The organism is Lentimicrobium sp. S6, from assembly GCF_013166635.1.
GTDB lineage: Bacteria > Bacteroidota > Bacteroidia > Bacteroidales > UBA12170 > UBA12170.
The window spans coordinates 16031-40222 of record NZ_JABKBZ010000051.1 but is presented as its reverse complement, the minus strand read 5'-3'; the positions used below and the strand labels follow the sequence as shown (position 1 = coordinate 40222).

Below are 24192 nucleotides of genomic sequence, written 5' to 3'. Positions count from 1 at the left end.
TGCGGAATCTTTCAATGCTAAAATAAAGCTTTTTAGATCTAACCTCAGAGGCGTTACGGATGTATCGTTTTTCCTCTTTAGATTATCAAAGCTTTTTTCGTAGTCCCCATAAAAATTAACTTGACCCGTAATAATCCTCTTAGTTGATTCATTCCAAAATAATACAATATCCTTGTCGAGAGGAAGGTCTGAATGAATATCGATTTGATTTTTCAGCATTTTAATCACCATAGCCAAATTTGATTGTTCATCTCCAACCACAAATGGAGGATGACAATATGCTTCTATCCCTTTACAATCCTTGCAAAACAACTCAGAACGAATAAATGCATCAGTATCTAGGGCCAATTTGGGTTCATTTTTTTCATCCGTAAATACCACCCATTTTTCTCCTGATTTATTTATTCTTTGTATAAAGTCATCGTCTTGACTGCATTTATATTTTGGAAAGATGATTTTACCATCTTCACTTTTCAAACTGATAATACTTTCATCGTGAAGTTCCTCCCCTTCATGAATTACTTTTATATCATCTATGGAAAAGAAATTAATCGCGCCCAAGCCTTCCACATGGTCAATTTCATTATGACTGCCTTCCACGTGTTTTTTAATAAATAGCTTAATACTGTTTTCTTCGAAATACTGAACCGATTCTTTACCCAACCATTTATCTAATAATAGGGCACTTGGTTTTGCCACAGGATACAAAAGGAACTGGTAAAATTTCAAAGCAGGAGAAAGAAATGAAGCCATACGCAAGGCATTTCTTGAAAAATAGGCCTGGGGAATAATTTCTCCAAAGAAAGTAATGATCACTGTAGAGAAAGCAAAGGAAATGAATCCTGCCATCACAGAATCCGAAAGTAAAGTTAATAATACATTAATAGATACATTGCCCCATAAAATGGTTGTTAAAAGAAAATTGGAATCTTTACGCATCAACAATACCTTGTCTGCACCTTTCATAGCAGATGCTTCCGCTTCAATTTCGAGCCTAAGTCGTGTCAGACTAAAAAAAGCCAAATTCAGTCCAGAAAACATGGCTGATTGTGACAAGCAAAAAAAGATCCCTACCCAAATAAGTATCTCATTCATAATTACGAATTATCACCCCATTTAATTAATCTTTTGGAATTCCATACCATATTGAAGCTTTTTGACGCCATTTAACCTCTTCAGTTAAATTTATTTTGTTTCCTCGCTCACATGAAAAATGGCATCCCCTTTATATACAATAGGAGAAGTATTCATCCCAAAAATATAGCAATCGAAAGGTGCAAGTACATTTTTCTCAAACTCCCCAAAAGGGTCGAAAACCTTAGCTATCACTTCTTTATACTTCACTTGACTTCCATTTTTCACCAAGGACTTAAACATTCCAGAATCAGGAGCACGCAACCACTTGCTTTTTTCAATAATAGTTGGTGCTTTTCCAACTTTAACTTCTCCTTCCTGCATGCCTAGATGCTTCATAATATTCATGGCTCCATTAACTCCACAGTCAATCACTGATTGATCTAATTCTAAGGCTTTACCTCCCTCAAATAATAAAATAGTTTTTCCCTTTTTATTGAAAGATTCTCGTATTGATTTAGGAATATAAGTAGAGTTTACGATATAGGGTGCACCAAATACTTTTGCTAATTCAAAGGATTCCGTTTGTTTTAAAACACATCTAACATTAGAGAAGTTCTCTCTTCCTGCACTTCCAGTATGAAAATCCAAAACATAATCAACAAATGGGGCTATTTCTTTAGAGAATTTGTGGGCAAATTGACTCGCCAAAGAACCACTAGCTGTACCCGGAAACATTCTGTTTAAATCTCTTCCATCAGGGAATTCCCTAGATTGATTTAAATAGCCGAATATATTAAAAACGGGAATACAAATAACGGTTCCTCTTTTAGGCTTATTATATTTTTTTCTAATGATTTCGCGTACAATAGCAACCCCATTGGTTTCATCGCCATGCACTCCACCTAAGAGCAGCAATACCGGTCCATCATGTAAGGAGCGCTCCACAATAATGGGAATACGTAAACTATTTCTGGTATGAAGCCTAGCAACATCCAAATCGAGAACCGTTCTTTTCCCTTTTTTAATCTCCTGACCTAAGAGAATGAATTTGCTATCAGACATTTCTTTCTATATATTTTATAATCTCTTTAGCAATGTCTTTTTTTGTTGCCTCTTCGATTCCTTCTAAACCTGGAGATGAATTTACTTCTAAAACCAAAGGTCCTTTTTCTGATTGCAACATATCCACTCCAGCCACTCCAAGCCCCATTGCTCTTGCCGCTTTAATGGCGGTTAATTCTTCTTGATCAGTTAATTCTATAATATCAGAACTACCTCCTCGGTGTAAATTAGAGCGGAATTCGCCATCTTTACCTTGTCTTTTCATAGCGCCAACGATAACACCATCCACCACGAATGCACGGATATCAGCTCCTCCGGCTTCCTTTATAAATTCCTGAGCAATAACCCTAGCTTTTAAGCCATTAAAAGCTTCAATAACTGAATTTGCGGCATTGTGAGTCTCTGCCAATACCACTCCCAAACCTTGAGTTCCTTCTAATAATTTTAACACCAATGGTGCGCCACCTACTGACTCAATAACATGGTCTACATCTTTTGCATAATTTGTAAATATTGTTTTGGGTAAACCAACACCCGACTTGGCCAAAATTTGTAGACTCCTCAATTTGTCTCTTGAATTAACTAAAGCTTGAGACTTAACTGCAGAGAATACATTCATCATTTCAAACTGACGAACTACTGCCGTTCCATAAAAGGTAACAGATGCTCCAATTCTTGGGATAATAGCATCGATATCATTTAAATAAATACCATTATAGTATATTCTGGGGGATTTCTTCTCTAATTCAATGACACATTTTAAGTGGTCGATAACAATAACTTCGTGGCCTTTTTCTTGAGCGGCATCTACCAATCTTTGGGTAGAATATAACTTTGTATTTCGTGATAAAATTGCAATTTTCATTATTTATTTTTTCTATGAAACTAAATGTTTTTCTTTTTCTCCCTTTTTAATTTGATGGAGACATTTTTTAGGGAAGTATCCACCACAAAACGATGGCTCAGAAACTTCCTTCCTAGTAATATGGGGTATTTCATATCACTTCGCTCACTAAGGGACAATTCTATTGGATGTTCTTGGCCGAAAATCACAATAATTGTTGTTATAATGAACCGCTGCTCAGTATTTCCAAAAGAGCTTTTTATGGATTTCTCCTGGTAGTTTTTAACTTTAAAAACCTTATCAATATACTTGGCTTGTGAAGGATCTAGAAGTTCAAATTCAATATACTTCTCACCATTTAGATCAATTTCTTTTACATGATGGCAATGAATAGATGAGGTATAAGCTCCGGTATCAACTTTGATACTGATATTTCTTAGTTTTAACTCAGGAAAATCTGCTTTATCGATTCTTCCAATTGTTTCCATACATAGTTAATTTATTAATACAAAACAGTATCCGCATGATAAGTATTATATTTCAGGTATTCTACATCATCATTATGGTACGATTTCCTAACGCTCATGATCAAAGAACCCAAAAACAATGATAACAAATAATTATTCATTTTTCCATAATTATTTTTCTCATTAAAAGCACCTAGGTTTGAAAGGTCAGGTTAAAGTTTATCCACTTCAATATTAAAAAGCTGAGCCGCATTTTTCCACAGAATTAAATCTTTTTTTTCATCCTCCAAATCCAATTGGCTCATGAACTTCAAATAGGATTCCATATTGGAAATGGGCCAATCAGTACCATACAATAGATAACTAGGGTCTCCAGCATAAGTAATCATTTCTTCAATTTCCTTCTTCATATAACGTTCAAACTAATCGGAAAAATCACCTAATACCAAACCTGAAATGTCTGTATACACATTTTTATTCTTATAGACTACCTCCATACAATCTTTAATCCATGGATTCCCAATATGACAAATCACTATCTTTAAATCTGGATAATCAACTGCCAAATCATCGATATGCAAAGGATGAGAATATTTAACTTTCCCTGTTGGCGCATAGGTATCTCCAGAATGGAACATGACTGGCACATTATACTCTATAGCCATTTCATATATCAATTTCAATCTGTTATCGTTTGGATAGAAAGGCTCATAACCTGGATAAAGTTTCAAACCCTTGATAAAACCATTTTCTAAATACTCGCCTATTTCCCTTACATCTCTATGGTTGTAGTGCAGGTAACTAATCCCCGAAACCACCCCTAAATTATTACGCCCTTTAATGGCTTCAACCACTTGTCTTGTGCTTGGCCGATGTTCGTTTACCTTATAAGATGACAGAACTAATGAATAATCAATACCACATTCTAACATCTTATCTGTAAGAACATTAAGACTATGTTCCAAGGAAATAACTCTATCTTCGTGGTAATTATTTAGATGCACATGTACGTCTATAATCATTTTTGTTATCGGTGTTTTTGAGGTTGTTTTTGAGTAATTTTAAAGAATAAACTTCCAAGGATTCAACTTATATTCGAATACCAAATTTAAGAATAATTTGCTTAACCACAAAGGGCTCCATTACTTTAGCACCCTTTAGAGTTAAAGTCTTAGTAATGAAAATATTTTATTCTCCATCCCTATTCAATACTTCTGGAAAATTTGATTTAAAGTGCAAGTCCATTTGAGGAAAGGGTATCAAAATGTTATTTTTAGAAAACTTTTGATTAATAATTCTTCTAATATCACTCTTAACTTTATTGATTCGGTATATGTTTTTACTAAAAAACAAAACCTGAAAATCTAATGAGGAATTTCCAAAATTCACTAGTCTGGCCTCAGTCAGCTCTCTATCTGTTACATCTGGATGTTCAAATGCGCTTTCTTCTAAAGTTTTTATCACTAAACCCACATCGGAGCCATAGGCTACACCTACATCAATTCTAAATCGAGTTTTCTTAGTTTGATGACTCCAGTTTATGACTTTATTGGTCGTAATTAGGGAGTTGGGAATAATGATAGAAATATCATCCGTATTTAAGCCTTTAGATGTTCGTAGGCCTATGCTCTGAATCTTCACCACATCACCATCGATTTGTAGGACATCATCAATTTTTATTGATTTTTCTGAGAGCAATATAATACCTGATATCACATCGTTGAATGTTTGCTGTAAACCTAATCCAATCCCTACTAATAGCGCAGCAGACCCAGCTATCAACACCGTTACCTTTATTCCTATGGTCTCTAAAATCAATCCAATGGCAATCACCCAAATCACATATTTAATGATTTGAAATAATGCATAGGTATTCCCTTTATCTAGTTTATTAAATTTATTTTTTCGGTCAAGTGCTTTCTTTATTAACCAAAGTATGAACCTGGTGACCAAAGCTATAAGCAAAATGGTTACTAAGGTATAAACCTCTATTTTATACTCCCCTAGATTATAAAGGTCGAATTCCAAAAAATCCTTAATTGCATTCATGTTATCTTTTTGTTTTTAACCAAAGGTCAAATTCTAATCATCATTTACAGACCCTTATTTTCAAAATAAATTCCCTTACAATTATTGTCTATACAATTAGCTTTTAACTAAATGACCATATGAAACTATCAAATTAGCTACAGTTAGCATTTCTATGCATCCCATACTTAACAATGCCAACCAAAGATAAGTTCTTTTTAAATCCCTTAGCCAATATTATAATCTTGAAAATATAATATTTGCTAAATATTTTCTTGATTTAGTAAAACTATAATGATAAGATAAAACAAAAAAAGGAGGAGTCTCGACACTAAATCAGTTTAAAATATCTCCTTAGCAATACGGCAAATATTATCAGCTTTTCCCATAGTATAAAAGTGAAGGGCTGGAATACCATATTCTATCAACTCCTTACTTTGCTGTATTCCCCATTCGATTCCTACTTCATAAACCTCGGCATTGGTTTTACATTTCACCAAAGAGTTAACCAGTTGATCTGGAAGATCGATATGGAAAATCTGAGGCAAGGTGAGCAATTGCTTTTTGGAGCTAAAGGGTTTTAAGCCTGGAATGATAGGCACAGTGATTCCAGCAGCTCTGCATTGCTCCACAAAACGGAAAAATTTCTTATTATCGAAAAACATCTGAGTAATAATATAATCGGCTCCAGCATCTACTTTGTCCTTTAAATATCTTAAGTCCGATGGGCGGTTGGCTGCTTCAGGATGTTTTTCTGGATAACCTGCTACTCCAATACAAAAATCAGAGGGATGATTATTCATCAGATTCTCATCTAAGTAAATTCCATTATTCATGTTTTTTACTTGCTTTACTAAATCAACAGCATAGGCATTTCCCTCTGGTTCTGGTTTAAAGAATTTTTGAGTCGCAGGTGGGTCTCCACGCAAAAGAAGGAGATTATCGATGCCCAAAAAGTGTAAATCGATTAGCGCATTCTCCGTGTCTTCCTTGGTGAAACCTCCACATATTAAATGGGGAACCACGTCAATTTGAGTTTTGTATTGAATGGCCGCAGAAATACCAACTGTCCCAGGGCGCTTACGCACTGTTCTTTTCTTCAAAAGGCCATTACTCAAGGTTTCGTATTCTACTTCCTGTTGATGGTAAGTGATATTGATATAACTGGGATTAAACTCCAATAGTTGATTGATTTTTCCCTCTATATGCTCAAAATGCTCCCCTTTCAATGGTGGCAATAATTCGAAAGAGAATAATGTTTTATCTGACTTATTTATATGATCTATTACTTTCATTTTCTTCTTATTTATATATTCAAAGTATGAACACAACTCAGGAGAGTTGTGTTACTCCTAGCTTCGAGCTTTTACACATTCTGATTCAATAATTTCTTTAAATCTTCCAAACTCATTCCTTTTCTTTCAGCATAAGCTGTGGCTTGGTCTTCTTGTATTTTATTCACCATGAAATATCTACTATCAGGATGGGCAAAATAATAACCACTTACCGAAGCAGCTGGATACATGGCATAACTTTCTGTTAACTCAATTTGAGCTTTCTCTCTGGCTTCTAACAAACGGAAAATCTTTTCTTTTTCCGAATGGTCAGGACAAGCAGGATAGCCTGGTGCGGGTCGTATACCTTGATAAGTTTCTTTGAGGATGGTGCTGATATCAAAATCCTCCTCTGGTGCATATCCCCAGTTTTCCAATCTCACTTTGTGATGCAATAGTTCTGCTAATGCTTCAGCCAATCTGTCGGCGAGTATTTTTAGCATAATTTGAGAATAGTCATCATGATCTTTTTCAAACTCCTCCAACTTTTTCTCAATTCCTATTCCAGCTGTTACTGCAAATAGACCTAAATAATCCGTCAAGCCACTATCTTTAGATGCAATATAGTCTGCCAATGAATAGTTGGGCTCATCTCGTTCTTCTTGATTTCTCAAAAACTCGAATTGCTCTAAGACTTCTTTTTTAGAAGCATCCGTATAAATTTCAACTTGCTCCTCTTGGCTATTTGCCGCATATAAACCATATACAGCTTCGGCTCTCAACCATTTTTCCTCAATAATCTGCTTCAGCATTTTTTGTCCATCGGCAAATAGCTTCGATGCCTCCTCTCCTTTTTCAGGATGCTCAAAGATCTCGGGATATTTCCCTGGTATTCTCCAAGCTTGAAAGAAGAAAGTCCAATCGATATATTTTACAATATCTTGCAAAGGGAAATCACCCAGATGAAAACTTCCCAACTGCTTTGGTTCCACAATATTTTCTTTGGAAAAAGTTACCTTTGGTTTCTGTGTTCTGGCCTTCTCCAGACTCACATATTTTTTTTCTTTATGACGCTTTTCATATCGTTGTCTGGTAGCCTCATATTTAGCTTCCACCTCTTCTAGCCATTGTTCTTTCTTTGAAGGAGAAAGCAAATGAGATAAAACGCCAACAGATAAAGAAGCATCTTTCACATGAATCACAGGCTGATTATAAGCTGGACTTATTTTAACTGCTGTATGAATTTCTGAAGTAGTGGCACCACCAATGAGTATGGGAATATTTAATTCTAACCGTTGCATTTCTTCTGCAATGCTCACCATCTCTTCTAAGGAAGGAGTAATTAATCCACTCAATCCTATCACGTCTACCTTTTCTTCTTTTGCGATTTGGAGGATTTTATCCATAGGCACCATCACGCCCAAATCAATCACTTCGTAATTATTACAAGAAAGAATAACGCCCACTATATTTTTTCCAATATCATGAACATCGCCTTTTACGGTAGCCATTAAAACTTTTCCTGCAGAGGTAGACAAGCCGGTACTTTCAGCTTCAATATAAGGAAGCAAATATGCCACAGCTTTTTTCATTACTCGAGCCGACTTAATCACCTGAGGAAGGAACATTTTTCCACTTCCAAAAAGCTGACCAACTTCATTCATACCATCCATTAAAGGGCCTTCGATTAGGTTTAATGAAAAGTCGAATTGCTGACGAGATTCTTCTAAATCCTCTTCTAAAAACTCTGTAATTCCTTTCACCAAAGAATGACTCAATCGCTCGTTCACGGCTAAGCTTCTCCACTCTTTTTGCTTCTTTTCTTTATGCTCACCTCCTCTATTCTTAATACTTTCGGCATATATCACCAATTCATCGGTAGCATCAGCGGAGCGGTTAAATATAACATCCTCCACTTTTTTCAGAAGTTCAGGCTCTACCTCATCATAAACTTGCAGCAGGGCTGGATTTACTATTCCCATATCTAATCCAGCTTGAATGGCATGATAAAGGAAAGCAGCATGCATGGCTTCTCTCACCTCTTGATGTCCACGGAAGGAAAAAGACAGGTTAGAAATCCCTCCACTCACTTTCGCCAATGGCAATTCTTGCTTAATATATTTGATGGTTTCAATGAAATCGATGGCATAATTGGCATGCTCTTCTAATCCGGTTCCAATAGTCAGTACATTGGGATCGAAGATGATATCTTGAGGAGGGAAGTTTACTTTCTCCACTAACAAATCGTAGGCTCGTTTACAAACTCGTTTTCGCTTGTCCAAAGTATCTGCCTGTCCTTCTTCGTCAAAAGCCATCACCACTACTGCTGCTCCGTATTTTCTAACTTTTGCGGCATGTTTTAAGAAAACCTCCTCTCCCTCCTTCAAACTGATGGAGTTTACAATGGCTTTTCCTTGCACACATTTCAGACCAGCTTCTATCACGGACCATTTAGAACTATCAATCATAAAGGGAAGACGAGCAATTTCTGGTTCCGAAGCCATCAAATTAAGAAAAGTAGTCATTTCTTGTTCTGCATCGAGCATGGCATCATCCATGCAAACATCCAATATCTGAGCGCCTCCTTCTACTTGGTCGACAGCAACAGTGAGGGCCTCCTCATATTTCTTCTCTCTGATGAGTCTTGCAAATTTGATACTTCCAGCCACATTGGTTCGTTCTCCAATATTTACAAAATTGATTTCAGGAGTTATCTTTAGGGCATCCAAGCCACTTAAATGGGTAAATTTATCTTGAGTAGCCGATTTTCGTACTTGAGTTTCTTGAGCATATCGAGCCATTTCAGCAATATGCGCTGGAGTAGTACCACAACATCCTCCAATGATATTGGCAAATCCGCTATCTAAAAAGTCTTTCATGTGAATACCCATTTTCTCAGGACTCTCGTCGTATTCCCCAAACTGATTGGGCAAACCCGCATTGGGATACACACTTACAGGAATATGGCTATTATTTGACAATTCCGCTAAATAAGGTCTCATTTGTTCAGCTCCAAAAGCACAGTTAAATCCAATGCTCAGAATATCGATATGAGTCAAAGAATCGAAGAAAGCCTCTACGGTTTGTCCACTCAAAGTACGACCGCTATTATCGGTAATGGTGCCGCTTATCATCACAGGAATTCTTTTACCTTTTGCATCGAAAAGCTCCTCCATGGCCATTAAGGCAGCTTTTGCATTTAGGGTATCGAAAATAGTTTCCAATAGGAAAACATCAACACCACCATCCATCAAAGCTTCACATTGCTCATAATAGGAAGTCTTCATTTCATCAAAACTCACCGCCCTAAAAGCTGGATTGTTCACATCGGGTGAAAGACTTGTAGTTTTATTGGTTGGACCAACAGCACCAGCTACAAAACGAGGTCTTAGAGGATTCTGTTTTGTGAATTCATCGGCTGCGCTTTTGGCAATTCGGGCTGCAGCTAAATTAATGTCTCTCACATATTTCTCCATATCGTAATCTGCCATGGAAATGGAGGTTCCATTGAAAGTATTGGTCTCTAAAATATCGGCTCCGGCCGCTAAATACTCTTTATGAATATTTTTAATCACTTCTGGTTGAGTCAAACATAAAAGGTCGTTATTCCCTTTAAGATTAGAATGCCAATTTTTAAATAGCTCTCCTCGATAGTCCTCCTCGGTAAATTTATGTTTTTGTATCATGGTACCCATAGCACCGTCCAATACTAGTATTCTCTTTTTTAATTCTTCTTTTACATTCATAACCTCAAGCATTATCTTTGTTTTGCATATAGCACGAGCAGTCATGAGAAATCGTTCTCATAAGGACATCAGAAATACATCATTAATAGGCGATGTTTCTTTAGATGAAAATTTGCATTCGTTTATACATGAAACAAAGTTTATTCATTTATAATCTTCCGGGATTTTCCCGAAATCAGGTATTGGCACCTTGCTGTTGAGGCAGGTTGCCAGAGCTTCTCGGAGCCTGATCTCTTCACTCTTCTTTATAAATCAAACAAACCTAATGGATTTAAGAAAAAGTCAAATACTTCGTTACTCTCAAATTGCTTATTCATCATTTACCAATGTAAACTCAAAATAATCAATATTTCGAAAGTCTCGTCTTTAACAATTTCTTATCAAAGCCTTGTTGACTAAAATTCATAAACCCATTTTTTGAAAGGAATATTTGAATTCTGCTGCAAAGATAATTATTTTTTGAAAATGGGCTTATGTACTTGAAATTTAGGAGTGATTTAACAGAAAAGGTCTACATCAAACAAATCTAAATTATAATAAAGCTGGCATGCAACAAAACCTAGCAGGGCAAATTCATGCTTATCATTATATTTAAAAAATCAGAGATTATTTAAAAAAAAGAAAAACTGTCTGTTAATCCCACTCATTTTCACGGATTATTTCTCCCAACAGAGTTCAGCAAAGCTACACTCTGTTGGTAATCTGTGTTAATTACTTTCAGTGAGTTTACTAAGCCTAGGTCATTAGAAATCTGTGGACTAACAAAAGCATGGGACTTACCTGTAGAGCCTAGATTCCAAAACTCTTGACTTAAATACATTATTAAAACCTTTTAAATATTAAGCTTCGAATGGAATCTAAGGGATATCATATTATTTCCTAATTTAGCCATCTTAAATGACATGTAACACTTTTAGCATTATGCCAATTCTAGGAAGAAATGTCTTATTGATTTTATCCTTACTACTTAGCCTTTATTCCTGTGAGGATAAAGAGGTCAATACTACTGATTACTCTTTGCCTTTCAATGAGATTCTTGACACCAAACTTAAAGCAGAACAAATAGATTCTATTTACGATGCTGCCTTATCACTTCCAAATACCAAATCAAGAGTCGATGTCTTATTGAATATTTATAGGAAATCACTAAAAGCCCGTCCTATTCGTTTTGATATATTAGACACAGCAATATTTATGGCCGAAAATCTAGACTATAAAGAAGGCTTAGCATATGGTCATGACAGAAAAGGATTAAATTTTAGATACCATTCTAATTTTCAAGAGTCTCTAACTGAACACATGAAATCCTTAAATTATTACAGGCAAGTAGTAGATACTTTTGGTACTTTAAGGTGCTTGAATAATTTAGGCGTAGTATTGAGAAAGCTTAATCATGAGCAAGAAGCCATGAAATATTATCTAGAGGCATTAAAAATGGCTCGCTCCATCAATAATGAAAAAAACATTGCCATTTCACTCAATGGAATCGGGAATGTCTTTGTCAATATTGAACAATACGATAAAGCCATGGTCTATTTCCGAGAAGCATTAGCTCTGGAAAAAAAGAATGGAAATCAGCGAGGTATCAATTACGATCTCAGCAATATAGGTGAAGCATTTATGCTCACAGAGCGATACGACTCTGCACTTTATTATTATTCCGAAGCTTTAGTGATTGGTTTAAAAAGAAATTATAAAGCAGACTACTCTGTGGATTATTATAATTTGGCCATGCTTTATCAAAAACAAGGGGATTATATCACTTCCAACGAATACTTTCAAAAAGCATTTCCTAAATTAATAGAATACAAGGTTCAGCGATACCTGAGTAATGCCTATATTAATTCAGGAATCAATTACGATCATTTACAACAGCCAAGCTTAGCTCTCGAAAACATTCAAAAAGGGCTAGAAATTGCTCAGAATATAGAGACTCCCGAGATCAGCATCAAAGCTTATCAAGCCTTATCTGATCATTATATTCAAGCTACAGACTATCGTTTGGCTTTAGAAAGCTTTCAAACAGTTATCACGCTAAGAGATAGTATTCGTAGTGAGGAAACCAAAAGAAATATAGCCTCATTAGAAAGCATTTATAAAAAGGAAATCCAAGACAAAGAAATTCAAAACTACCAAACCAAAGCAAAACTTCAGAAGTCCCAAAACATCATTCAATTATTAACCATTGGCTTCTTATTAATTACAGTATCGGTGTTTATTGTTATTTCTCGTTTACGCCGTAGGAATAATAGATTAATAGTAGAACAAATGCGTTATGATATTCAAGAATATATTCAAAGAATAGAGGAATACGAGAGCCAAAACGAGAATGAAAGTGAGGAGGATGAAAGAAGCATCTTCTACAAAAATGTAGAAGAATACGGTCTATCAGAACGAGAAATAGAAGTGCTTTTATTAATCTCCAAAGGTTTGAAGAATGATGAGATTGCTGAGAAGCTATTCGTTTCTGTTTCCACAGTAAAAACCCATACTCGAAATATTTTCACCAAATTGGATGTAAGAAATAGAATTGAAGCTGCCAGAAAAGCCCAAGTGCTTTAGTATTGATAGGCGCCTACCTAATGTGAATGATTGCATGGTAACGAGGTTTACATACATTTCATGACCTATACAAAAAAAGCTCTCCTCATACTTCTTATTGTGACCCTGTCTATACTAATAAAACAAAGCCTCATCCAATAAATTATGAATGAGGCTTTTCTATTTATTTTAATCGTTATTATTCACATTTTGAATAACCACAATGCTTACATGTTAAACAACCTTCTTTATAAACTAGACCATCGGGCACGTCGCACTCTGGACACTTGTTTTTGGCTGCACTAGTTCCATCAGGTATATACTTTTTTAAAGATCTAACTACACCGTTCTTCCAGGTATTTATACTTTCTGTATCAAAAGTTAAATTGGAAATTAAATCTACTGCTTGGTATAAAGGCATTCCGTGACGTAGAATTCCGGAAATCAGTTTAGCATAGTTCCAGAATGTCTTGTCAAAACTTCTACTTAAACCTTCAATAGTTACCTTATACCCTTGTTTGTCGGAGAATTGGAAATCGTAACGAGCACGTTCCCCTTCTTTTTTATATTTAATAACCTCACCATTATGCACCCAAGGTGGTAAATAGAAATCATCTGCTTTTCCGGTAAACACCTCGTAAGGTTTCCCATCTAATAATCCTACAACAGCAATCCACTTCTCATAGTCATTTTGGAAACGCAATATATCAGATTGTAATCTTTTAGGACGTGTTGGGGCTTGAGTTTCTTTAAAAGTAGAATCATCCTCTTCTTTTTTATCATTAGAAACTAAAACTCCAGAACGAGAACCATCACGATAAATCGTCATTCCTTTACAACCTGCTTCCCAAGCTGTCTGGTATACGTTACTCACCAACTCTTCTGTAGCGTCAGAAGGGAGGTTTACGGTGACGCTGATGGAATGATCTACCCATTTCTGAATAGCACCTTGCATTTTTACTTTTGCTACCCAATCAATATCATTAGAGGTAGCTTTACTATATGGAGAGATATCAATTAACTTTTGTAACTCGGCATCATCATATGCCTTTACTACATCTGTATCATAACCCTTTACTGTCAACCATTTCAAAAACTTTGGGTGGAATACATTATATTCTTCCCAACTATCGCCAATCTCGTCTACGAAACTTACAGTTACATTCCTATCATTAGGATTTACTTTTTTCCTTCGCTTATAAGACACCAAGAAAACAGGCTCTATACCAGAAGTGGTTTGAGTACAAATACTCACGCTACCCGTTGGAGCTATGGTTAAAATGGCAATATTTCTTCGGCCATGTTCTTTCATTTGCTCCAAAACCTCAGGAGCTGACTCCCCTATTCTTTTAATAAAAGGGTTATTGGCTTCTCTATCATAATTAAAGATAGGGAAAGCGCCACGGTCTTTTGCTAAGTTAACACTGTTTCTATAAGCCTCTGTGGCTAAAAGCTGGTGAATTTCTGTTGAAAACTTAATCGCTTCATCAGAACCATAACGCATACCTAAAGCAGCCAACATATCACCTTCAGCTGTTATCCCTAGTCCAGTACGGCGACCTTCAATAGTTTTACGTTTAATATTTTCCCAAAGGTTTTTTTCTACTCTTTTTACTTCCTTTGTTTCTGGATCACTATCAATCTTTGCAATAATAGCATCCACTTTTTCTATCTCTAAATCAATCACATCATCCATCATTCTTTGAGCATAATGAACGTGCTTGATAAATTTCTCTGTGTTGAATTTTGCTTGGTCAGTAAATGGCTGATCCACATAACTATACAAATTGATGGCCTGAAGACGACAGCTATCATAAGGACAAAGTGGAATCTCACCACATGGGTTGGTAGATACGGTTTTAAATCCCATATCAGCATAACTATCAGGTACAGATTCTTTAATCACTGTATCCCAGAACAAGATACCTGGTTCTGCAGAAGACCAAGCGTTATGAATAATCTTATCCCACAATCCTTTAGCATCAACATCTTTAGCCACTTTAGGATTCTCAGATTCGATTGGATATTGCTGACGATAAGGTTTGTTTTCCTTGAGAGCCTGCATAAAATCATCATCAATTTTGACAGAGACATTTGCTCCTGTCACTTTACCTTGCTCCATCTTAGCATCGATGAATTTTTCTGTATCGGGGTGTTTTACAGAAATACTTAACATTAAAGCTCCTCTTCGTCCATCTTGAGCAACTTCACGAGTTGAATTAGAGTAACGCTCCATAAAAGGAACAATACCGGTAGAGGTCAAAGCACTGTTTTTTACTTTGGAACCTGCAGGACGAATATGAGACAAGTCATGACCAACTCCTCCTCTACGCTTCATCAACTGAACCTGCTCTTGATCTATCTTCATGATACCACCATAACTATCAGATTCACCATCGTTACCAATCACAAAACAATTTGACAAACTTGAAACTTGCAGATTATTACCAATTCCTGCCATAGGACTTCCAGCTGGAATAATATATTTAAACCTATCCAGAAGCTCAAAAATAGTCTCCTCAGACATCGGATTTGGATATTTCTTCTCTACGCGAGCTATCTCAGAAGCAATTCGACGATGCATCTGCTCAGGGGTTTTTTCAAAAACATCTCCCTCGGAATTCTTTAAAGCATATTTATTCATCCAAACTCCTGCAGCAAGTGTATCTCCTTTGAAATATTCTGTGGCAGCTTTTAAAACCTCCTCGTGAGTATAGGCTTGTAATGGTACAGCTATCTTTTCTTCTGCCATAGTAAAGACCTCTTTGGGCTCACTTATGTCTGGACGGTTTCTATTAGATTCTAATTTAGTATACAGGTCGGTTTTTTCTTGAGTGGTGTCATTCCCCGTTTCAACACCCAAATTGGCAAACAAATCTTTCTCCATGCTAAGTTGGCAATTAAATAAGTTAATAAAAAAACAAAATGATATTGATTGTGACGGCTTTATATTTTCCGCATTGTGAAGCCAAATTTAAGCTGAATTCTTTAGCTTTTACAGTTTTTATTATCAACATTCCTATGTTAATTAAAAATTACACATCCATTAAGCGCTTGATAATGACAGGAAAAACAAAAACAAAATATTGCAAATTATTTTTTTCTCTTTTTCTTTAAACAACTCTATAACAACCGTATATACTACACTTAAGAAATATTATTTGACGTTTTTTTCATTTTTTAAAAAATATTTTCTTGAAAAATAAATTTGTTTTTATCAATTACGGCATAGCAATTGCTTTAAATTTGGTTCTCAAAGCATTGGCTATGAAGAATCCAAAATATGGAAATATTAATAACTTTTTAACAAGTGTTTCTATTAAATATTTCCAATGATTTTTTTGCTTTTCACAATTCTTTGTTTAAAATATAAAAACAATAAAGAGATTACTTTTCTGAGAAATCAAAACTCCCAACATTAACAATACACTCCTCGATAACCACCAAGCATCAATATGGTTTTTTATAAATTTTAGAATTTTCCCAAATTGAAATAAATGCCTATATTTGTTTCAATTTGATACACATTCCATTTTTTGCAAAAGAAATAAAATCAAGTCTTAATTAGCCCACTTAAATACAACAAGTATGGAAACATTCAAAATTTTCATTGTTGAAGATGACAAAATCTTTGCTAAAAGATTAAACTACGAACTGAGTTTAAATCCTGATTTTGAGATCGAAGTATTTTACGATGGCAGCTCATTACTTCATGCACTAGACAGAGAACCCGATTTTATAACCCTAGATTACCATCTCCCAGATAGCAATGGAGATGAATTGCTCAAAAAAGTTACGGAACGACTTCCACATGTGCCAGTACTCATTGTTAGTGGACAACAAGATGTTTCAACCGCTATTGAATTATTAAAAAACGGAGCCTATGATTATCTGGTGAAAGACAATGATTTAACCAAACGTTTGCGCAAAGTTATTAGCAATATAAGAGAAAGAGTTCTACTACAAAGAAAAGTGGAGCGCTTAGAACAAGAATTGAACGATAAATTTGTTTTTCGGAATTTGATAAAAGGGAAAAGTACAGCCATGATTAAAGTTTACCAATTGATGCAAAAAGCACTGGCGACGAAGATTTCAGTGAGCATCATGGGAGAAACTGGAACAGGGAAAGAATTGGTTGCAAAAGCTATCCATTTTAACTCTCCACGTAAAAAATGCCCTTTTGTTGCTCTCAATGTATCCGCTGTTCCTGCAGAGCTTATTGAGAGCGAGATGTTTGGTTTTGAGAAAGGCGCCTTTACAGGAGCAGTAGGACGAAGAATAGGGAAATTTGAGGAGGCCAATGGCGGAACATTATTCCTTGACGAGATTGGGGACATGGATATTAATATGCAAACCAAGCTATTAAGAGTTTTACAAGAAGAAGAGTTTACCAGAATTGGAAGCAATAAGGTGATAAAGACCAACTGCAGAATCATGGTGGCTACTCATAAAAATTTAGCTACCGAAGTTAAGAATGGTAATTTCAGAGAAGACCTTTATTACCGATTATTAGGCTTACCTATAGAACTCCCACCCCTAAGACAAAGAGAACAAGATATCATTTACCTTTCTAAGTTCTTTATTAAGCAGTTTTGCAAAGAAAACGAGATGCCTAAAAAAGAATTAACTCCTAAGGCCATAAAAAAACTGAACGCTTACCAATTCCCAGGCAATGTAAGAGAACTAAAGGCCATTATAGAACTAGCGCTGGTATTAAGCACCGAAGATCAAATAACAGAAGAAGACATCAGCTTTAATTCCTCCGTGGGATTAGATGATTTGTTTAATAAAAAAATGACCCTAAAAGAATACAACACCAAAATAGTGGAGTATTACCTAGAAAAGAATAACGACGATATAAAGGTAGTTGCCCAGAAGTTAGATATTGGAAAGTCTACTATTTACCGCATGATGCAGAATAAATCTTAAAGCTAGCTATAGGTTTCTTTAAATGAAAAAAAACCACTAATCTATTAAAATTAGTGGTTCTATAGTTGGTGGGCCCACCAGGACTTGAACCTGGGACCAACTGATTATGAGTCAGCTACTCTAACCAACTGAGCTATAGGCCCTTTCTCAAGTAAAACTTGAAAACACAACTCTTTTATTGGAATTGCGGCTGCAAATTTACATATTTGCCAAATACAAAGCAAGAATAATATGATTAAGAATATCATCTTTGATTTTGGTGGGGTAATTTACGATATTAACCACAACCTCAGCAAAATAGCATTTGAAAAACTAGGTGTAGAAAACTTTGACGAGCTATATGGACACCAAATTCAAGCTAAAACCTTTGAAAAAATGGAGCGTGGTGAGTTAGAACTCGATGTGTTTCGAGATGAATTGCGTAAAGTCATCCCCAAGAATGTTAGCGATCAACAAATAGACGATGCTTGGTGTGGGCTCTTATTGGGTTTCGATACCAAAAAGCTTGACTTGTTAAAAAGCATAGGAAGAAACTATAGAATCTTCCTTCTATCCAATAGTAATGAGATACATTATATGAGATTTATTGAGGAATTAAATGAATATTTCAACTTTCGAAGTCTCTTTGAGGATGTTTGGTTTTCTCATGAAAAAGGAATGAGAAAGCCAGAACCTGAATTTTATATGGGCTTGCTAATAAATAATGACTTAAAGGCGTCTGAATCGCTATTTGTAGATGATTTGGAAACCAATATTTTTGCTGCCAAAAATATTGGGATTAAAACTCATTATATCCAAAACGACTCTATTCTAGATATGTTTGAGGATGGAAAACTAAAGGTGAATTATTAGGACTTTTCAAATTTACTAGACTTATAATCAAAGTATAGTAAGAGAATAAATTATTTCAATCCTATAGGTTTATATATTACCTAAACCATAGATATAACTGAGTAGTGCTTCTTTTTTACGATGCGAAACCTCCACTCTACTTGTATCGGTCATGATCAAAAATCCTCCTTCACTCTTATCGAACCTATCGATATATTTAAGGTTAACTAAGTGAGATCGATGTACTCTCATAAATCCGTAGTCTGTCAGTATTTCTTCAAACTCCTTTAAAGTTTTTGATACAATAATCCGCTCTCGATTAGCAAAATAGAAATAAGTATAGTTCTTCTCGGACTGACAGCGAATCACATCTTTCAAATAAATGATATAGATATTCTCGGTAGTTCTAAGAACTATCCTTTTTTCCTTTGTGGACTCTCCTTTATAATAATTATCCTTAAAGGTTTCAAATTGATCATTCATTCCGGTTACATCCTTGGAGTTAGATATTTTCTCTACTGCGCTTATCAAGTCACTAGGATCGATAGGTTTTAATAAATAATCCAAAGCACTGAAACGAAATGCTTTTATGGCATATTCTTCATGAGCGGTGATAAAAACTACTTTAAAATTAATATTTTTGAACTTATTTAATAGGTCAAACCCACTACCATCCGGCATTTTAATATCTAATAATACTAAATCTGGTTTCAGAGAATTAATCATTTCGTAAGCAGTGGTCACGTTTCGAGCCTGACCAATAACGGTTACTTCAGAGCAATACAACTTTAACATTTCTGCCAAAATTTCCCTTGCCTTACTCTCATCATCAACTATTAAACATCTTATCATCCTTAACCTATTTATTGAATAAAACAATATTTCATCATACTATTCTCCTCTACTCTTATAGCTTCAAAACCATATCACCCTACTATTCAACCATATATAATCTGCATCAATATCGCACTAACATATTCTTCAAAAATACAAAAAAATCCCTATAAAACACCCAATGTGAATCTAATTACATAGGTCGCACAGGAATATACAATTCCATATATTGATGCTTCTTTGCACCTTCGTCAACAATGTTCTCACGATAGACAAAACTCATCTTATCTTTTAGAGTTTTATTCAGAAGCCTTATTCTTTCTTTTACTTCTACCAAACTGTTTTTCATATCTTGGTGATCTGCTAGATTCTCATCCTTAAACAATGGCAAATAGATCTCACCTTTCATCTGCAAATAATTCTCATCTGTATCTATTTCTATTTTTATACGCACTTCACCAAGACTCAAATGAAAATCGATAGCGTGGGCAAATATGGGAAATAGTATCAATGGTGGAATGGCCAAAATTTCGGTTTCCACATGTCCTGCAACATCAATATCAAATTTCAATTCATGCTCGTATCTTAGCTGATGCAATTTAAAGAAACTATGATAGGCTTCTATCTCTTTGTCCAGTACGATGGCATTATTTGTTGAAGTTTCTATAAAGACTCTAATGAGCCTTGCAAAGCCACTCAAAAACAGGCCTGACTCTTTTACTCTATTTTTCCCTATCAACTCTTTGATACCAGATAGGCTGCTATTTATAAACTGAGGGTTGAGCTGATAACGAAGGAGTGCTGGAGTTAATTTACTATGTTCAAAATTGGTCCTGGATCTGATCTGCCAAATAATCAAATAAGCCAATCCAATAACCAAAATCAAAATCACAACAGCTCCAGCAATAAAAATTCTTGTTTGCAATTTATCTACTTTTGTAGCCTCCATTTCATTTTGCAATATAGAGATGTCTGCTTGATTCATTTCCCTTTCAAACTTCACCTCAATATTTCTGATTAAATCAATGTTCTGAACTTTTCTTATGGAGTCGTTTAATCTATTATATCCTAACAAGGCAAAATAAGCCTTATCCCATTTCTTGTTTTCAGAAAACACTTCGTTTAAAGCCTGGTAATTGGCTATCAAATAATCCCCAAAACCTTGCGCTTGTGAAATATTCAAACTTTCCTGAAAATACTTCGCAGCCAAATCAAATTCCTTTAATTCCTGATATACAGATCCAATATTATAAAGTGTCATAGTTGTACCCATCCTATTGAAAAGCTCCTCAAAAACCACAAATGATTGCTGAAAATAATCTAATGACTTTTCGTACTTCTCAACTGAACCATAATACATACCTAAATTATTCAGAACATAGGCTTTACCATTCTTATCGCCTGTTTTTTCTCTATAATCCAAACTTTTTAAGTAATACATAAGGGCCGAATCATTATTCTCTTTATACCAATAAATGGTTCCCATATTATTATACAACCTACTAGACTCCTCCACAGAACCCAAAGAATCAGCTATTTCAAGGGCTTTTCTATAATAAGCTAGTGATTTATCAAATTCTTGCCAATCTGAAAACAACACCCCTAAATTATTATAGAGCATACTTTGCTCAGAGCAACAAAGGCTTGAATGTTTACTTAAAGCTAGTGCCTGATGAAAGTGCTTTAGTGCTAAGTCTGCCTGCCCTTGTTTATAATAGACATTTCCTATAGATCGTAGCGATTTTACTTGATTCAAAGTATCATAAATTTGATAAGCTTGTTCTAAGGAAACTTCAGAAAAATATTGAGCAGAATCCAATTGGCCAAGCCTACTATAAACAGTTGCCATATCTAAATACACGGCACTTAGGCAATCCAGAGTTCCTAGTTGATTATAATATTTTAATGCTTTATTGGAATAATTTAAGGATTTGTCATAATTCTCTCCGACATAGGAATAAGTTGCCAAACGCATGTAGGAGTTTGCCATATTCAATTTATCTGATGAGGAAATTGATAACTTTAAAGCATCATTGGCATATTTTACAGCCGAAGTATTACTGGATTCACTAAAAACATCAGCAATTAAAAGTAATGTTTGAATATGCTCAGTACCTACTTGGTTTTCTAGGACTAGATGAAGGCTATCTATTAACATTTGCTGAGGATTTTCAGCCTTAATATTAAAAATGGTAGCAAGTACCAACCAGAAATAAAACAGATATTTTAAGCACTTCATCATGTGCATCAAATTTATAAAAAATAAAGCTCAATTTTTAATGATTAATAAGATATTTGAAAACTCCTTATATCGCGAAAAATAATATTTTTGTAAAAAATTAATATATGCCGCTATTAGGGACATTAATAAAAAAGGCTTATCAAATAAAAGATAGACCTGCTCTTAGAGAAGCCAAGGTTTCACCCATCGAAATACAATATAAAGAATTAAAGAAATTACTTTCAAAAGCCGAAATTACAGCTTTTGGAGAGCATTACCATTTTTCAAAAATTCTTCATTCCAAACAAACTATTCAGGATTTTCAAAATACAATACCTGTATTTGATTATAGTAAAATGTTTCAAGCTTGGTGGTATCGCTCTCTAAATGGCGAAGCATATGTGAGTTGGCCTGGCAAGGTGAAATACTTTGCTCTTACATCTGGCACCAGCGAAGCCAGTAGCAAACAAATTCCAGTTACTGGTGACATGCTAAAATCTATTAAAAAAGCAAGCCTAAGGCAATTGGTATCTGCTTCTCGTTATGATTTCCCTATTGAGTTTTTCCAAAAAGGAATCCTAATGATTGGGGGCAGCACACACTTAAATCTAAACGGAAGTTATTTGGAAGGTGATTTAAGTGGCATATCAGCTGGGAATATTCCATTCTGGTTTCAGCACTTTTATAAACCCGGAAGAAGAATCTCAAAAGAAAGAGATTGGGCTACTAAGCTGGACGAGATTGTAAAATCAGCTCCCAAATGGGATATAGGCGTAATTGTAGGAGTTCCTGCATGGATACAAATTATTCTGGAAAGGATTATCGAAACACATAAGCTAAATTCCATACACGATATTTGGCCAAACCTCAATGTATACGTTCACAGCGGTGTAGCTTTTGCTCCCTACAAAAAGAGTTTCGACAAACTTTTTGCAAGGCCTATCATATACAATGAGAGCTATTTAGCATCTGAGGGATATATTGCCTACCAAAACCAACCTGAAGATCTAGGTATGAAACTGATTTTGGATAATGGGATTTTCTATGAATTTGTTCCCTTTAATGACCAGAATTTTGATGACGAAGGAAATATTAATGCAAATGCCAAAGTCCTTCATATAGGTCAAGTGAACGATAAAGAGGAATACGCCCTTCTATTATCTAATAATTCTGGGGCATGGAGATATTTAATTGGAGATACCGTCAAATTTAATTCTGTTGAAAAATCCCAAATCATCATCACTGGAAGAACAAAACATTTCTTGAGTATTTGTGGGGAACATTTATCAATGGATAATATCAATAGAGCTATGGAACTCACTCAACAAGATTTAGATATTGAGGTGGGTGAATTTACGGTTTTGGGGGTGGAGCATGGCAGCCTTTGGGCCCATGAATGGCATGTAGGCACCGATTGTCAAGTAGAACCTAAGGTTATAAAAGAGGCTCTCGACAATCATTTAAACACCTTAAATGATGACTATAGAGTGGAGCGCATGGAGGCCATTAAAGATGTAACAGTAAAAATTATCCCTACCCAAATTTTCGCTAAATGGATGAAAATAAACGGAAAAGAAGGTGGTGCCAATAAATTCCCACGGGTCTTAAAAAACAAAATAAAAACAGATTGGCTAGAATTCCTTAAACAAGAAGGTTATTAATGGGCTTCGCAATTAGAGATGGGTTAATACTTGGAATCACCTTGGCCACCTTATTTGGCTTTGGCCCTGCTTTGCTTGCCTTGGTGCAAACAAGTATCAATAGAGGATTCAAAGCAGGAATAGCTTTGGCTTTCGGTGTGTTTTTAAGTGATTTATTTTTGGTCCTCTTGAGTTTTCAAGGGGTAATACAAGTGGTTGAGCAACCCAAGAATAAATTGGCTTTTGGAATTGCCAGCGGACTCATCTTAATTGTTTTTGGTATTATCACCTATATAAAAAAACCAAAAACAAAAGCCGATGAAATTAAGGTAAAAGACCCCAGAGCCATTACCTATATACTTAAAGGATTTTTCCTGAATGTGGCCAATCCATTTATTTGGTTATTCTGGATGGCCACCATGGTAGCCTTCACCTCCAATTACCAAAAGGATGAACATGCTATCATGACCATGTTCTCCGTTACCCTAATCACTGTATTTCTAAGCGATACTCTAAAATCCTATTTGGCAGGAAAACTTAAGCCCTTACTTACCGAGAGACTATTGGTTTTAATAAATAGTGTTGCTGGAATTGGACTTATTTTATTTGGAATTTCTTTGATGGTTAGAGCTTTCTGGTTTTAAGCTAAATACTGCCTTTATAAAAAGCACCAAAGTAAAAAGCCAATGCTGCGAAAC

Annotated in this window: 14 protein-coding genes, 1 tRNA gene, 3 pseudogenes and 1 riboswitch; of the genes and pseudogenes, 6 read left to right on the top strand and 12 right to left on the bottom strand. The window is 35.3% G+C overall.

Going from position 1 to position 24192, the window contains the following annotated elements; all coding sequences use genetic code 11:
• A pseudogene (locus tag HNS40_RS23205) lies at window positions 1-103 on the top strand (DDE transposase); the annotation flags it as partial.
• Between the two features lie 503 nt (window positions 104-606).
• On the opposite strand, the pseudogene HNS40_RS23200 reads toward HNS40_RS23205, so the two are convergent.
• The 8 genes and pseudogenes from HNS40_RS23200 to metH all read right to left on the bottom strand — a co-directional run.
• Window positions 607-1095 (bottom strand): annotated as a pseudogene (locus tag HNS40_RS23200) (DUF21 domain-containing protein); the annotation flags it as partial.
• Window positions 1096-1185: 90 nt separating this feature from the next.
• On the bottom strand, window positions 1186-2139 hold the full coding sequence (locus tag HNS40_RS15450) for a succinylglutamate desuccinylase/aspartoacylase family protein (protein ID WP_172282433.1): 954 nt from the start codon (window positions 2137-2139) through the stop codon (window positions 1186-1188).
• Entirely contained in the window at window positions 2132-3004 is an 873-nt protein-coding gene (gene rimK / locus HNS40_RS15445) for a 30S ribosomal protein S6--L-glutamate ligase (protein WP_172282431.1), read from the bottom strand. The genes HNS40_RS15450 and rimK overlap by 8 nt, the downstream gene beginning before the upstream one ends.
• Before the next feature lie 20 nt (window positions 3005-3024).
• Window positions 3025-3471 carry a RimK/LysX family protein gene (locus tag HNS40_RS15440; protein ID WP_172282429.1) on the bottom strand — a complete coding sequence of 149 codons (447 nt, stop codon included), beginning with the start codon at window positions 3469-3471 and terminating at the stop codon, window positions 3025-3027.
• A gap of 191 nt (window positions 3472-3662) precedes the next feature.
• A pseudogene (locus tag HNS40_RS15435) lies at window positions 3663-4382 on the bottom strand (amidohydrolase family protein).
• 256 nt (window positions 4383-4638) lie between these two features.
• Window positions 4639-5499 (bottom strand): mechanosensitive ion channel family protein, encoded by an 861-nt coding sequence (locus HNS40_RS15430; RefSeq protein ID WP_172282428.1) that lies wholly within the window; start codon window positions 5497-5499, stop codon window positions 4639-4641.
• Window positions 5500-5819: 320 nt separating this feature from the next.
• A complete protein-coding gene (gene metF, locus HNS40_RS15425) occupies window positions 5820-6773 on the bottom strand; it encodes a methylenetetrahydrofolate reductase [NAD(P)H] (RefSeq protein WP_172282426.1) in 954 nt (317 codons plus the stop codon).
• A gap of 71 nt (window positions 6774-6844) precedes the next feature.
• Window positions 6845-10510 (bottom strand): methionine synthase, encoded by a 3666-nt coding sequence (gene metH, locus HNS40_RS15420; RefSeq protein WP_253916377.1) that lies wholly within the window; start codon window positions 10508-10510, stop codon window positions 6845-6847.
• A gap of 133 nt (window positions 10511-10643) precedes the next feature.
• A riboswitch (SAM riboswitch) is annotated at window positions 10644-10752 on the bottom strand.
• A 667-nt stretch (window positions 10753-11419) separates the two neighbouring features.
• On the opposite strand from metH, the gene HNS40_RS15415 reads away from it, so the two are divergent.
• On the top strand, window positions 11420-13060 hold the full coding sequence (locus tag HNS40_RS15415) for a tetratricopeptide repeat protein (RefSeq protein WP_172282424.1): 1641 nt from the start codon (window positions 11420-11422) through the stop codon (window positions 13058-13060).
• A 178-nt stretch (window positions 13061-13238) separates the two neighbouring features.
• On the opposite strand, the gene HNS40_RS15410 is transcribed toward HNS40_RS15415, so the two are convergent.
• Entirely contained in the window at window positions 13239-15791 is a 2553-nt protein-coding gene (locus tag HNS40_RS15410; RefSeq protein WP_172282436.1) for an adenosylcobalamin-dependent ribonucleoside-diphosphate reductase, read from the bottom strand.
• 836 nt (window positions 15792-16627) lie between these two features.
• On the opposite strand from HNS40_RS15410, the gene HNS40_RS15405 reads away from it, so the two are divergent.
• Complete coding sequence (locus HNS40_RS15405) at window positions 16628-17968, top strand: sigma-54 dependent transcriptional regulator (RefSeq protein WP_172282423.1); 1341 nt, start codon at window positions 16628-16630, stop codon at window positions 17966-17968.
• A 66-nt stretch (window positions 17969-18034) separates the two neighbouring features.
• Here HNS40_RS15405 and HNS40_RS15400 read toward each other — a convergent pair.
• Window positions 18035-18111: transfer RNA gene (locus HNS40_RS15400), tRNA-Ile, on the bottom strand.
• A gap of 88 nt (window positions 18112-18199) precedes the next feature.
• Between HNS40_RS15400 and HNS40_RS15395 the strand changes: the two genes are divergently transcribed.
• Entirely contained in the window at window positions 18200-18820 is a 621-nt protein-coding gene (locus tag HNS40_RS15395; protein ID WP_172282421.1) for an HAD family phosphatase, read from the top strand.
• Between the two features lie 69 nt (window positions 18821-18889).
• On the opposite strand, the gene HNS40_RS15390 is transcribed toward HNS40_RS15395, so the two are convergent.
• Both HNS40_RS15390 and HNS40_RS15385 read right to left on the bottom strand, forming a co-directional pair.
• A complete protein-coding gene (locus tag HNS40_RS15390; RefSeq protein ID WP_172282420.1) occupies window positions 18890-19651 on the bottom strand; it encodes a LytTR family DNA-binding domain-containing protein in 762 nt (253 codons plus the stop codon).
• Window positions 19652-19826: 175 nt separating this feature from the next.
• Window positions 19827-21875 carry a tetratricopeptide repeat protein gene (locus HNS40_RS15385; protein WP_172282418.1) on the bottom strand — a complete coding sequence of 683 codons (2049 nt, stop codon included), beginning with the start codon at window positions 21873-21875 and terminating at the stop codon, window positions 19827-19829.
• 104 nt (window positions 21876-21979) lie between these two features.
• Between HNS40_RS15385 and HNS40_RS15380 the strand changes: the two genes are divergently transcribed.
• Together HNS40_RS15380 and HNS40_RS15375 are read left to right on the top strand one after the other, a co-directional pair.
• Window positions 21980-23515, top strand: a complete 1536-nt coding sequence (locus HNS40_RS15380) for a GH3 auxin-responsive promoter family protein (RefSeq protein ID WP_172282415.1) — start codon at window positions 21980-21982, stop codon at window positions 23513-23515.
• The gene (locus tag HNS40_RS15375) at window positions 23515-24138 is read left to right on the top strand and encodes a LysE family translocator (protein WP_172282413.1); all 624 of its coding nucleotides are present in this window, start codon (window positions 23515-23517) and stop codon (window positions 24136-24138) included. The genes HNS40_RS15380 and HNS40_RS15375 overlap by 1 nt, the downstream gene beginning before the upstream one ends.
• The last annotated feature ends 54 nt before the right edge of the window (window positions 24139-24192 follow it).